The organism is Streptosporangium sp. NPDC051023 (genome assembly GCF_040689595.1).
Taxonomy (GTDB): Bacteria; Actinomycetota; Actinomycetes; order Streptosporangiales; family Streptosporangiaceae; genus Streptosporangium.
Genome location: NZ_JBFBCE010000007.1, coordinates 120,838 through 133,408, shown reverse-complemented (window position 1 = coordinate 133,408; position 12,571 = coordinate 120,838). Strand labels below are relative to the sequence as shown.

14 protein-coding genes and 1 riboswitch are annotated in these 12,571 nt (G+C 70.0%); of the genes, 7 read left to right on the top strand and 7 right to left on the bottom strand.

The window, feature by feature from the left end; translation table 11 throughout:
• Window positions 1-12 precede the first annotated feature (12 nt).
• The 6 genes from AB0395_RS06905 (at window position 13) to AB0395_RS06880 (ending at window position 4,169) form a co-directional block, all read left to right on the top strand.
• A complete protein-coding gene (locus AB0395_RS06905; protein ID WP_366277782.1) occupies window positions 13-246 on the top strand; it encodes a hypothetical protein in 234 nt (77 codons plus the stop codon).
• A complete protein-coding gene (locus AB0395_RS06900; protein ID WP_366277781.1) occupies window positions 243-1,046 on the top strand; it encodes an IclR family transcriptional regulator in 804 nt (267 codons plus the stop codon). The genes AB0395_RS06905 and AB0395_RS06900 overlap by 4 nt, the downstream gene beginning before the upstream one ends.
• A 143-nt stretch (window positions 1,047-1,189) precedes the next feature.
• Window positions 1,190-1,333, top strand: coding sequence for a hypothetical protein (locus AB0395_RS06895; protein ID WP_366277779.1), 144 nt, complete (start codon window positions 1,190-1,192; stop codon window positions 1,331-1,333).
• Window positions 1,330-2,271 carry a sugar kinase gene (locus tag AB0395_RS06890; protein ID WP_366277778.1) on the top strand — a complete coding sequence of 314 codons (942 nt, stop codon included), beginning with the start codon at window positions 1,330-1,332 and terminating at the stop codon, window positions 2,269-2,271. The genes AB0395_RS06895 and AB0395_RS06890 overlap by 4 nt, the downstream gene beginning before the upstream one ends.
• Window positions 2,272-2,775: 504 nt before the next feature.
• Window positions 2,776-3,336 (top strand): DUF2243 domain-containing protein, encoded by a 561-nt coding sequence (locus AB0395_RS06885; protein ID WP_366277776.1) that lies wholly within the window; start codon window positions 2,776-2,778, stop codon window positions 3,334-3,336.
• Complete coding sequence (locus AB0395_RS06880; protein ID WP_366277774.1) at window positions 3,336-4,169, top strand: cytochrome c oxidase assembly protein; 834 nt, start codon at window positions 3,336-3,338, stop codon at window positions 4,167-4,169. The genes AB0395_RS06885 and AB0395_RS06880 overlap by 1 nt, the downstream gene beginning before the upstream one ends.
• Window positions 4,170-4,420: 251 nt before the next feature.
• Here the strand turns inward: AB0395_RS06880 and AB0395_RS06875 are convergent, their stop codons facing one another.
• The 5 genes from AB0395_RS06875 to AB0395_RS06855 form a co-directional block, all read right to left on the bottom strand.
• Window positions 4,421-4,801, bottom strand: a complete 381-nt coding sequence (locus AB0395_RS06875; protein ID WP_366277772.1) for a RidA family protein — start codon at window positions 4,799-4,801, stop codon at window positions 4,421-4,423.
• Window positions 4,802-4,807: 6 nt separating this feature from the next.
• Window positions 4,808-6,100, bottom strand: coding sequence for an amidohydrolase/deacetylase family metallohydrolase (locus tag AB0395_RS06870; protein ID WP_366277770.1), 1,293 nt, complete (start codon window positions 6,098-6,100; stop codon window positions 4,808-4,810).
• A 37-nt stretch (window positions 6,101-6,137) separates the two neighbouring features.
• On the bottom strand, window positions 6,138-7,460 hold the full coding sequence (locus tag AB0395_RS06865) for a hypothetical protein (RefSeq protein WP_366277768.1): 1,323 nt from the start codon (window positions 7,458-7,460) through the stop codon (window positions 6,138-6,140).
• Between the two features lie 229 nt (window positions 7,461-7,689).
• Entirely contained in the window at window positions 7,690-8,748 is a 1,059-nt protein-coding gene (locus tag AB0395_RS06860) for an enoyl-CoA hydratase/isomerase family protein (protein ID WP_366277767.1), read from the bottom strand.
• Complete coding sequence (locus tag AB0395_RS06855) at window positions 8,748-9,077, bottom strand: acyl-CoA dehydrogenase family protein (RefSeq protein WP_366277766.1); 330 nt, start codon at window positions 9,075-9,077, stop codon at window positions 8,748-8,750. The genes AB0395_RS06860 and AB0395_RS06855 overlap by 1 nt, the downstream gene beginning before the upstream one ends.
• Window positions 9,065-9,251, bottom strand: a riboswitch (cobalamin riboswitch). Its footprint overlaps the gene before it by 13 nt.
• A gap of 259 nt (window positions 9,252-9,510) precedes the next feature.
• On the opposite strand from AB0395_RS06855, the gene tsaD reads away from it, so the two are divergent.
• Window positions 9,511-10,539, top strand: a complete 1,029-nt coding sequence (gene tsaD, locus AB0395_RS06850) for a tRNA (adenosine(37)-N6)-threonylcarbamoyltransferase complex transferase subunit TsaD (protein ID WP_366277764.1) — start codon at window positions 9,511-9,513, stop codon at window positions 10,537-10,539.
• 44 nt (window positions 10,540-10,583) lie between these two features.
• Here the strand turns inward: tsaD and AB0395_RS06845 are convergent, their stop codons facing one another.
• Complete coding sequence (locus AB0395_RS06845) at window positions 10,584-11,321, bottom strand: SDR family NAD(P)-dependent oxidoreductase (protein WP_366277762.1); 738 nt, start codon at window positions 11,319-11,321, stop codon at window positions 10,584-10,586.
• Window positions 11,318-12,535, bottom strand: coding sequence for an acetyl-CoA C-acetyltransferase (locus AB0395_RS06840; protein ID WP_366277761.1), 1,218 nt, complete (start codon window positions 12,533-12,535; stop codon window positions 11,318-11,320). The genes AB0395_RS06845 and AB0395_RS06840 overlap by 4 nt, the downstream gene beginning before the upstream one ends.
• Between the last annotated feature and the right edge of the window lie 36 nt (window positions 12,536-12,571).

Below are 12,571 nucleotides of genomic sequence, written 5' to 3'. Positions count from 1 at the left end.
CGGCACGGTGCCGTGCTCGACATCGTGCTCCGGAGTGGACGTGTCACCGACGGCACGGGCGCCGGCACCTTCCCCGCCGGTCTCTCGGCCGGGCTGGAGTACGTTCCCGGAGGCTACCGCCGCGGCAGTACCATCCTCGCCATGATCGACGACGTGATCGTCAACGGTGATTTCGTGTTTCGTCACGGGCGCCGCACCGGCGTGCTGAGCGGCCGTGCGCTGAGGCGAGGGGAATGCCCGCGATGACCAAGGAGATGAGCAAGGACCCGGGCCAGGCCCAGGGCCTCCGTAACAACTCGGCGTCGTTACGCCGGGCCCTGTCCATCCTGCTGCAGCTCGGCCACGACACCGCGGGGAGCGGCTTCTCCCTCGTTGAGCTCTCCACGGCGCTGGAGATGAACAAGAGCACGCTGCTGCGGCTGCTCCAGCCGCTTGTCGAGGCACGCTTCGTGGAGCAGCTCTCCTCGGGGTACTACCGGCTGGGATGGCGCAACGCGCAGCTCGGCCAGGTCTATCTCGCGGGCGTGGACCTGCATCGCAACATGAAAGACGTGCTGCAGAGGCTCGCCACGCAGACCGGCGAGACCGCCCACCTGGTGATCGCCGACTTTCCGAGCATCGTGTACGTGGACAAGGTCGACAGCCCGCATCCCGTCCGGATGGTCTCCCGCATCGGGAACCAGCAGCCCGCCTACAGCACCAGCCTGGGCAAGGCGATGCTCGCCCATGCGCCGGACGAGACCGTGGAGATGGTCATCTCGAACGGGATGCCGGCCAGGACGCCGTACACGATCACCACGGCCCGCGGGCTGCGCGAGGAGCTCGCCGCGATCAGGGAGCGGGGCTACGCCATCGACGACGTCGAGAACGAGGAGGGCATCCGCTGCGTGGCCGCGCCGGTCTTCGACCAGTCGGGGGCGAGCTTGAGCGGGATCAGCGTCTCCGGGCCGGTGGAGCGGGTCACCCCGGAGAAGGCCGTGGAGTTCGGCCCCCTCGTGATCGCGGCGGCGAACGAGATCTCGCGGCGCCTCGGAGCGAAACGGTGATCGTGACGCCCGGCGCCCTCGACCACCCCGGGGGGCACGACGCGCCTCGGTGTCCCCCCGCGCGCCTTCCCCGGAAGGCACCGCACCGTCCCCGCCGTCGACGCGGCCGACTCGTCCGCACGTTCCCCTGAAGGAAGTTCACCATGATCGGGACCATGGAGCGCACAGCGGCTCCAGCACAGATCGTCACCACCGGTGTCGTCGCCATCCTCCGCGCCCCCTCGTCCGAGCACGCGGCTCGTACGGTGGACGCGCCTGTCGAGGGCACGGGACGGGCACGTCGATGACGGCCGACCTTGTGACACTCGGTGAGGCGATGGGGCTGCTCACGCCGATTGAGCCCGGTCCGTTGCTGCGCAAGCCGTTGCTGCGTCTCGGCTTCGGCGGCGCCGAGACCAATCTCGCCATCGGCGCCTCCAGGCTGGGTCTGCGCACGCACTGGATCGGCCGCGTCGGTGACGACGAGATCGGTGACGTCATCGTGCGCGAACTGCAGGCCGAGGGCGTCTCGAGTTCGTGCGTGCGCGACTTCGCGCCCACCGGGATGATGCTCAAGACCGTCGGGGCCGCGGGCAAGGTGCGGGTCACCTATGTCAGGGCCGCCAGCGCGGGTTCACACCTGTGCGTCGACGACATCGACGAGGCGGTGATCCGCGAGGCGAAGGTGCTGCACGTCACCGGCATCACACCGGCACTCGGTGACGATCCCGCCGCGGCGGTGACGGCGGCGGTCGAGATCGCCAAGGCCCACGGTGTCATCGTCTCACTCGACCTGAACTACCGCAGCGCGCTGTGGGATCCGCGTACGGCCGCGGCGGCCCTCGACCCGCTCGTCAAGCGGGCCGACGTGTTGTTCTCCACGCACGAGGAGGCGCAGCTCATCGTGGACGAGGCCACGCCGGCTGACTGCGCGCGTGCGCTGTCGTCCCTCGGGCCGCGCCAGGTCATGATCAAACTTGGAGCCGCGGGCAGCGTGTCCGTCATCGACGACGAGCTGTATCTCCAGGACGCCGAGGTCGTGACGGCGGTCGACCCCGTCGGAGCGGGAGACGCCTTCGCCGCGGGGTACCTGAGCGAACTCGTGAGCGGCGTCGATCCACGGGGCAGGCTCTCGACCGCCACCAAGACCGGCGCCTTCGCGGTAACCGTCTCGGGCGACTGGGAGGGGCTTCCCACCCGTTCCGACCTGTGCGACTTCGACCGCCGAGGCGACGTCCTCCGCTGAGGACGCGCCGCCCGGGACCTGGACGCGTGGGTCCCGGGCAGGCTCCCCGAGACCGGGGCGGCGCACGGGGGATGGGCTGGATGGACGGGTTCTCCGCCCGGTGCCGCCCCACCTCGCTCCTGTGAAAAGCCGCCAAGCTACAGTGTGAGTAGTTCGGACACAGAACGACCCTGAGGGATTTGGGGGTCTTGCTGATGACTGCGACAGAGCCACCGAATTCATTTCGCGCCGGGCGGGCGGGTGCCGCCGGCGCCGGTGAAGGCCGTCACACGGGACGGTAGGAACACGGGACGGTAGGACCACGGGGCGCTAGGACCACGGATCGGCGTCTCGGCTGCCGGGGGAACGGGCCCGCCCGTCACGGATACGGATCATCGGCGTGCGGCCTGGTTCGCGGTGAACTCGACATGCACCGACTCCTGCACGGGGCGGTTGGACGCGAGCATCGTCACGATGACGTTCCCGGCGTTTCAGCGGTATTTCCGGTAGGAGTCAGGAGAGGCCATGTCCATCGCTGCCGAACGGGCCACAGCGAGTGCCGGTCCGACGGACCTGCAGCTGCCCGGGATCGTGCTGGGAGTGGGGCTGGGCGGGTTCGTCGACGGGATCCTGCTGCACCAGCTTCTTCAATGGCATCACATGCTCAGCAGCACCGACACGGGGGCGACGTACTACTCGCCCTTCACCGTTCCGGGGCTGGAGATGAACACCGCGTGGGACGGGATCCTCCACACCGTGCGCTGGCTGGCCGTGCTGGCCGGTCTGGCCATCGTGTACGCGCGAGTTCCCCGTCACAGGCGCCAGGTGTGGACGTCTCGGACGCTGTGGGGCTGGGTACTGACCGGATGGGGACTGTTCAACCTCGTCGAAGGCGTCCTCGGCCACCACATCCTGGGCGTCCACCATGTTCACCATGGCCCCTACCGGCTCTGGTGGGACATCGGCTTCCTGGTTCTGGGGGCCGTGCTGACGGTCGCCGGATACCTGCTGCGGCGCGGCGGCACGCCTTTCGACCCCGAATCGGCCGCCCCCGGCAGCGGTTCCGACCGGCTGAGGAACGTCTGATGTACGGGCCCACGCACGACCACGGGAGCGGTCCGTGGGAGATGCTGCTACCGGTGGCAGGGGTGACGCTGCTCGCGGTCGGCTACCTGCTGCTCGGTCGCCGGGCGCGGCGGCGTACCGGATCCCGGCCCGCGGACCGTTGGCGGGCCGCGGCCTTCCTGACCGGATGCCTCCTGTTGGGCATCGCGCTGCTGCCGCCGATGGCCTCGTTCGCCCACCGTGACTTCCGCGGCCACATGTTCCAGGACCTGCTGATCGGGATGTACGCGCCCCTGGCCCTGGTGCTGAGCGCCCCCGTCAGCACGCTGCTGCGAGCCCTGCCCGCCACCCTGGCCCGGCAGCTGACCCGCCTCCTGCGCAGCCGGCCACTGGGCGTGCTGTCCCATCCGATCACCGCCCTGCTCCTGAGCAGCGGCGGCCTGGCCGTGCTGTACTTCACGCCGCTGTACAACGCCGCCGCCGGTCAGCCGGTTCTCCACCGGTTGCTGCAGATCCACGCCCTGCTGGCGGGGTTCGTGTTCGCCTGGGCCATCGCGGGAGCCGACCCTGCCCCCCACCGTCCAGGCGCCTCTGCCCGGCTGGTGGTGCTCGGCATCGCCGTCGCCGCCCACGCCGTTGTCTCCCGGCTCCTGTACGACGGCTACTTCGTCGAGGTGGACGCCTCCGTCGCCCAGATCCGTGGGGGTGCGGAGATCATGTACTACGGCGGCGATATCGCCGAGCTGCTGCTCGCCGCAGCCCTGGTCGCCACCTGGCGCCCTGCCCGCAACCTCGCCCGCAGGAGCATCCGGCCTCGGCAGCTGTCACCTTCCTCCGCCGACCCGGCTCTCTGAGAGGTCACGGCCCGCCCGTGGAACGATCGTCCGCGGCGATCACAGTCCGCACGGCAGGTGGCCCGGCTGGAGGCCGACGGCGATCCGCTCCAGTTCCGCGGTGAGCCGACACTGGTGGCCCTGCGAGCCAAAGCTCGGCTACGGCAGCGGCACATCGGACGGGCCGGCCGCGCCGCCCGTGGCCGAGCAGGACCGGCGGACCGGAGCCGCCGCGGGGCCTTGGCGGCCCTCGCGGCGGCCGGTGAGATGGATCAGTCTCCCGTGTAGAGGATCGCGTCGACCTCGATGTCGAAGCCGTTGAGCGCCACCGGAATGGTGGTGCGGACCGGGAGGTTCTCCGTGCCGAAGAACTCCACGTAGATCTCATTCATCTCGGGAAAGTGGGCGAAGTCCCGCAGATAAACCCCTACCCGGACCGCCTGCGACAGGTCCGCCCCGGCCGCCTTGGCGACCTGAGCCAGGTTGGTGAAGGCGAGGCGGGCCTGTTCGGCGAACGACTCACGCACCCACGTGCCGTCGGGGAGCACCGGGCAGGCCCCGGCGAGATAGACGTGGTCGCCGGCGACGACGGCCTGCGAGTACGGCCCGCCGGGCGGAGCCGCGTCGGGGGTGCTGATTGTCTGCTTGGGCATATCGGGTCATCCTCCTGAGGACGGGGTGGGATCGGTGGGGAATCGGGGGAACTGCTCGGCAAGCCCTTCCGGCCCGACGAGCGGAGTGGAGAGCAGGTCGCGGACCCGCTGGTCGCGAAGGCGCAACGCCTCGTGCTGCGCGTCGGTGAGCGGGATCCACGGCTTCGGCCGTGATGGGAGCCGGGGCGGCAGCGGACGTCCGGCGACGTAGGTGACCTCGTTGACCAGCCGCCGGTCGGAGACGCGGCGCTGCCGGTGCACGTCCACCACCTCGAAGTCGCCTTCCTCCACCGTGAAGACGGCGAGGTCGGCGCGGGCGCCGACGGTCAGCGTGCCGGCCCCGTCGGGCAGGTTCAGCGCCCGGGCCGGATGGGCGGTGGCCGCCGCGACCACCCGCTCGATGGGCAGGCCGACGGCGAGGAGCTTCGTCATCGTCGTGGGCAGGTCGAACACGGGCCCGTACAGGGAGCGGGCGTGCAGGTCCGAGGAGATCGTGTACGGCACCACGCCGGCCTTCAGTTGCGCTTCGAGCACGTCGAACGCGAAGCCGCCGGACCCGTGTCCGATGTCGAACAGAACGCCCGCCGCATGCGCCTCGACCACCGCGGGTGAGATGCCGTCCTGGTCGAGCATGCCGCTGGCCAGCCCGCTCGCGCAGTGCGTGACGATGTCGCCGGGGCGCAGCAGTCCCAGGACCTCGTCCACGGTGGGCGGGGCGACGCCGATGTGGACCATCACCGGGACGCCGCCCGTCTCGGCCACCGCGATCGCCCGGCGCAGCGGCTCCAGCCCGTTCCGGCCAACCGACTTGCCGTCCATGCGGACCTTCACCCCGACGAGCAGGTCGCGGTTGGCCGCCAGGGTCGACGCGGCGAGGTCGACGTCGCAGTTGGCCAGTTCCCGGTTCTCCCCGTCCGGAGCGGTCAGGCCTACCGCGGAGATGTTGAGCAGCGCCACGACGCGTACCTGGAGGTCGCGGACCGCCGAGCGCAGGGATTCGACGTTGTAGGCCCCTGCCGAGCCTGCGTCGACCCACGTGGTGACCCCGGTGTACCAGGCGACGGGGTCCGGATCGATTCCCCAGTAGGTGGCCTCGGGATGTATGTGCGTGTGCATGTCGATCAGACCGGGTGTGATCAGCCTGCCGCCGGCGTCGATCACCTCGCGAGCCTCGTGCCGGGGCAGATCGGGGGCCACCGCGGCTATCCGGCCGCCGCGCACCGCGACGTCGTACCGGCCGACGTGGCCGCCACCGACGTCGATGACCTCGCCGCCGGCCAGCAGCAGATCGTAGGACACTGATCCTCCTAGGGCTTTCAACACGCGCGGGGTCTTTTCAGGAAGGCGTGGCCTCGTCCGTGCGAGCGCTGCCGATGCTCAGGCGATAGAGCCGTGTCGGGCGGCCCTTACGGTGCATCTGCTCGCTGCCTTCCTCGGTGACCAGGCCGGACTCGTTGAGTTTGCGGATCAGCCTGCGCCCGCTCGGGTCGGTGATCCCGAGGGAACCGGCGAGATCGCTGGGTGAGATGAGCCGTCCCTCAAGGCTGCGTTCGAGGGCGGCGAGCCGGGACAGGGTCGCCGGGCTCAGACCGGCGCGGCGGGCGAGCTCCTCAAGGTCTCCGCCGTGGTCGCGGTAGGTGAAGGCGAGGGGGTTCGCCGAGCCGCCGCTCATCGGGCCGATGATGATCCCGTTGTCCTGAACCAGATACGCCGAGGGGACGTTCTCCTGCTCCGCCCGTGCCACCGCCCGTTCGGCCAGTTGCACACAGGTGCGGGCCGAGACACCGATGCCGAATCCGGCGGCCAGGCGTATGCCGAGCGTCTCCCGGGCCTGGCCGAGGATGGGAAGGGAGATCCAGTTCTGGGTGGCGTGTTCGAACAGCGCCTTGTGCGCGAAGACCACGACGCCGCGCCGGTCCCGGTTCTCGATCCACGCGTCGCCGAACTCGGGCGTGTTGACCAGCAGGTTCATCAACCCGATGCGGACACGGTCCAGGTCGGCCTGGGCGTCCTGGGTGACCACGCGGAAGACGCCCGCGGCGAATCTCGACGCGTTGGCCTGCCGGGACTGGATGCGCAGCGCGAGTTCGTGAAGGTTCGTCCGGATCGTGATCGGACCGTAGAGCGCGTTCATCACCGGAACCGAGTCGGCCAGCCGGGCGGTGACCGCGGTGCGCAGGCTGATGGCGTAGGCGGCGCCGGTTCGTTCCATGAAGCGGCGGTGGAAGTCCACGACCTCCTCGACGCTCTGCCGCGGGTTGTACGGCAGGCAGGCGACCTGGCTCCGGTCGAGGTTGAGCGCCTGGACGACCTCGTCGACCGTCTCCTGGTCGAAGGTGTCGATGCTGACCGGGACCGCCTGCCGGCCGCGGGCCGCCGCTTTGAAGAACGCGACGGACAGGTCGAGACCGGCGGACGTGACGACCGTGACCGGCAGGTCGGCCGGGAGCAGCTCGCGGGACCTGACGAAGGGGACCTTGCCGAGCAGCAGTCCGTCCACCTGCCGTTCGCGGCCGAGGAACTCCCGGACCAGGGGCTGTATCTCGTCCTCGTGCCGGTAGGTGACCCACTCCAGGTGCACGCCGGAGAGGGTGCGGGCCGCCTCTTCGAAGACGGTGCGATGACTCGCGTGGATGACGAGTCCGATCGCGATCGTCATGACACCTCTTATGCGACCTATGTTCGGAAGTAGTTCGTAATGCGACCAGTATACGAGCAGGAGGGCGTCGGGGGAACCTGGCTCGCAGCTGTATTACGAACCGGGCGGAAGCGCTGCCTGGCGCGAGCGTGCGGCGGCCTGTGGCGGCCACCGCACGCGTGTTCTCCACCTCGCGTCGCCCGGAGTCCCGGTCGCCCGCCCATGTTGCCCAAGCCGACGAAGGCGATCGTCACCGAAGCCCTCCCGACAGTCCGAGTTCCTGCTCGCCCAGGGGTGCGAAGAACCGGTCCACGTCGCGCTCGGTCACCTCTTCGAGGGAGGCCGGTGACCATCTGGGGGAGCGGTCCTTGTCGATCACCTGGGCCCGGATGCCCTCAACCAGATCGGGTTCCGCGAATGCCGCGCGGGAGGTCCGGTACTCCTGGTCCAGCGCCTCCTCCAGCGAGCCGAGTCCGCTGGCCAGGCGCAGGGCCCGCAGGGTGGCCTTCAGCGCCGTCGGCGACTTGCCGCCGATCCGCTCGGCCGCCTCCTTGGCGGCGCTCTCACCGCTGTCGAGCAGCCGTTCCACGATCTCCTCCACCGTGTCGGCGGCGTAGCAGGCGTCGATCCACCCGCGCTGCTCGGCCAGTTCACCGGGCGGTACGGGGCGGGCGAAGGAGGCGACCGTCTCGGCCACGTCCCGCCGGGTCAGCTCGGTGGTGAGCGCCTCCAGGTCCTCGGACGGGACGAAATGATCGGCCAGCCCGCAGGCCACGGCGTCGCCCGCGCCGATGGAGGCGGAGGTCAGCGCCAGGTGGGTGCCCAGCTCGCCGGGCACCCGCGACAGCAGGTAGGTACCTCCCACATCGGGGACGAGGCCGATGGTGGTCTCGGGCATGGCCAGGATGGTGCGTTCGGTGACGATCCGCACGGAGCCGTGCGCGGAGACGCCGACGCCGCCGCCCATGACGATGCCGTCCATCAGGGCGATGTACGGCTTGCCGTACCGGGCGATATGCGCATTGAGGCGATACTCGTCCCGCCAGAACGCCGCTGAGGCATCGCCCTTCTCTCTGGCGTCGTGGTAGATGGCGCGGATGTCGCCCCCGGCGCACAGGCCCCGCTCGCCCGCGCCGCTGACGAGCACCGCGGCGACGGCGTCGTCGTCGGCCCACACACGCAGGACGGTGTCGATGCGGCGGACCATGTCATGGGTCAGGGCGTTGAGAGCCTTCGGCCGGTTCAGGATGATGTGCCCGAGGCGGCCGACGACCAGAGTCTCGATTCCGGTGTCCGGCTGAGTGCTCATCAGGCGGCTCCGACCGGCCCGCGGGCGACGGTGACATGCATGATCTCGTTCGTTCCTTCCAGGATTCGGTGTACCCGCAGGTCGCGGACGATCTTCTCGATGTCGTACTCGGTGAGGTAGCCGTAGCCGCCGTGCAGCTGCAGGGCCTGGTCGGCGACGGCGAAGCCGGTGTCGGCCACGTCGGTGGGCGGCGCGGAACCGGTGAATGGGTCAAGGCGCAGCAGGGCCGTCAGCGCGGGGGATCTTCCACCGCCGGGACGTTTCCGGGCTCGCGAGCGCGTACCGATGCCATGCGTGTTCGCTCCATCCTCGTGGACAACACGGATCAACCCGCGGCCGGTATCCTGACTCCCGGATCAGCGCACGTCATCCGGCCTTCCCAGCTTTCGCCAGTGGCCTCATTCCAAGCGATGACGCACTTCCCGGTCACAGTGGCGGGACCGCGCCGGATTCACACCGGCTTCCCTGCACCGCGGGCCTTCACCACGAAAATATAGTTGGACGTCCTAGTAAGTCCAGAGTGGCCGGGCCGGTATGTGAAATGTCACCCTCGGCTGCCGCGGAGCCCTGTCTGGGTGCGTGGCCGGTTTGTCCTGGCCTGTCCCTGTCGAGCGAATCGACCAGGCCGAGGTGTCGGGGGGATATTTATCCCCTCATGTCCGCATTGTTCGCCTCTTGAAATCCCTCCGGCGACCTGACGTCACCGGCGAATCTTTTTGCCTATTATTTGTAGTTGCAAGCTAGTCGCAACAAGAGGGTGGCATGGCGGTCGTTCTGGGGATCGAGACCTCGTGTGATGAGACCGGCGTCGGGATCGTCGCCGACGGGCGGCTCATCGGCGCCGCGCTGGCCTCCTCGATGGAGGAGCACGTACGGTTCGGCGGGGTGGTGCCGGAGATCGCCGCCCGCGCCCATCTGGAGTCGCTGGTCCCCTGCGTGAAGGCCGCCTTCCGGCAGGCCGGGATCGGCCCGTCCGAAATCGACGCCGTCGCGGTCACCTCGGGTCCCGGCTTGGCGACCGCGCTGCAGACCGGGCTGGCCGCCGCGAAGGCCTACGCGCTGGCCTGGGGGCGGCCACTGTATGGCGTGCACCACCTGGCCGGGCACGTGGCCGCCGACACCCTGGAGCACGGCCCGCTGCCGCCCCGCTCGGTCGCGCTGATCGTCTCCGGCGGCCACACCTCGCTGCTCCTGCTCGGCGACCTGGCCCGCGACCCGATCGTCCACCTCGGTGACACCCGCGACGACGCCGCGGGCGAGGCGTTCGACAAGATCGCGAGGATCCTCGGGCTCACCTACCCCGGCGGCCCCGCCATCGACCACGCCGCCCGGGACGGCGACCCCGGGGCGATCGGCTTTCCCCGCGCGATGCTCGGCGTCGGCTGTGACTTCTCCTTCTCCGGGCTCAAGAGCGCCGTCGCCCGGCATGTGGAGCGAGACGGTCCCGGACTGTCGGTGCCGGACGTCGCGGCCTCGTTCCAGGAGGCCGTCGTCGACGTGCTGACCCGCAAGGCCGTCGATGCCTGCCTGGCCCACGACGTGGACACCCTCGTGGTCGTGGGCGGGGTCGCCGCCAACCGTAGGCTGCGGCAGGTCGCCGCGGAGCGGTGCGGCGCCGCGGGCATCACGCTGCGGATCCCGCCCCCGCACCTGTGCACCGACAACGGCGCGATGATCGCCGCCGTCGGAGGCCTCCTGGTCGCCGCGGACATCCCGCCTTCCTCCCTCGGCCTGGCCGCCGACCCTTCGGCTCCGCTGACCCGGGCATCCCTTGACTCCGCCGGGTTCTGACGTCCCGGCCGCGGCACCGGAAAGCCGTCTTCACGGCGGCGTCGTCACATCGACAACCCTCCGTCCACGGGGAGGACCGCGCCGGTGACGTACCCCGCCTCGGGGGATGCCAGGAACCCGATGGCCGCGCACATCTCGGAGGGGTCCGCGAACCGGCCCATGGGGATGCCGGTCGTGAGTTCGTCCCGCTTCCGCTGCGGCATGGAGGAGATCATGCGGGTCTCGGCGTTCGGTGAGATGGCGTTGACCGTGATCCCGAAGCGGGCCAGTTCCTTGGCCGCGGTCTTGGTGAAGCCGACGATGCCCGCCTTGGCCGTGGCGTAGTTCGCCTGCCCGATGTTTCCGCGCAGCCCGGAGTAGGAGGTGACGTTCACGATTCTGCCGTAGCCACGTGCCCGTAGATGGGGCACGCAAGCCCGCGTCATGCGGAAGGTGCCACCGGCGTGGACGGCCATCACCCGCTCCCAGTCGTCGTCGGTGAGCTTCCACAGCACCGAGTCCCTGAGGATCCCCGCGTTGTTGACGAGGACGTCCAGCCGTCCGGTCTGCTCGACCACCGAGTCGACGACGGCGTTCACCGAGGCGGTTTCGCCGACGTCGCAGCGGGCCCACCGCGCGCCGAGCTCGGCCGCCGTCGCGGCCACCTGGTCGCCGTCGAAGTCGAGCAGGTAGACGACCGCGCCCGCGTCGACGAAGAACCGGCCGATCGCGCGGCCGATTCCCCGCGCTCCACCGGTCACCAGGACCACCTGTCCGGTGTAGTCGAAGGACAGCGTGCTCATGAGAGACGCTCCAGGACCATCGCCATCCCCTGCCCGCCACCCACGCACATGGTCTCCAGGCCGACCTCCTTGTCATGGAAGCGCAGGGAGTTGATGAGCGTGGTCGTGATCCGGGCCCCTGTCATTCCGAAAGGATGTCCGAGGGCGATGGCTCCGCCGTTCACGTTTAGTTTGTCCTCGTCGATCCCGAGTGCCCGCGCGGAGGGAATCACCTGGGCGGCGAAGGCCTCGTTGATCTCGACGAGGTCGATGTCGTCGGCTCCCATTCCGGCCTGTGCGAGCGCCCGCCGGCTGGCCTCGACGGGGCCAAGGCCCATGATCTCGGGCGACAGGCCGGAAACCGCGGTGGAGACCACCCTGGCCAGCGGGGTCAGGCCCAGTTCGGCAGCCCTGACGTCGCTCATGATGACCACGGCCGCCGCGCCGTCGTTGAGCGGGCAGCAGTTGGCCGCGGTGACGGTGCCGCCGGGACGGAAGACCGGATTCAGCGCGCTCACCGCCTCCAGGGTGACGCCGGACCGCGGCCCGTCGTCGGCGTCGACCACGGTGCCGTCGGGAAGGGCGACCGGGCTGATCTCTCGCTGGAAGAACCCGTTGGTGATCGCCTTCTCGGCGAGGTTCTGGCTGCGGACGGCGAACTCGTCCTGTTCGCGCCTCGACACCCCGGCGTGCTGAGCGACGTTCTCGGCGGTCTGTCCCATGGCGATGTAGAGGTCGGGCAGCGCACCGGATTCGCGGGGGTCGCTCCAGGGCGCCGCGGTGCCGATCCGCTCCTGGGTATGGTCTCCGGCGTCGGCCATGCGCGGGTTGTGCGTGCCGGGAAGGTCGTCGGCCATGCCGAGCCCGTAGCGGCTGACCGTCTCCACCCCCGCGGAGATGAAGACGTCGCCCTCACCGGCCTTGATCGCGTGCATCGCCATCCGGGTGGTCTGCAGGCTCGAGGAGCAGTAGCGGTTGACCGTGACCCCGGGAAGGTGGTCCATGCCCGCCAGGACCGCCACCGCGCGTGCCAGGTTGTGGCCCGACTCGCCGGCCGGTTGGGCGCACCCCAGGATCAGGTCGTCGATCCGGTGCCGGTCGAGTTCGGGGATCTTCGCCAGCGCCGCGTCGACCATCTGGACGGCGAGGTCGTCGGGACGCATCGCGGTCAGCGAACCCTTGCGGGCGCGTCCGATCGGCGACCGGGCGGTCGCGACGATCACTGCTTCTGGCATGGATGTTCCTCCTTGGAGCTTGAGGTGGGGGGCGCT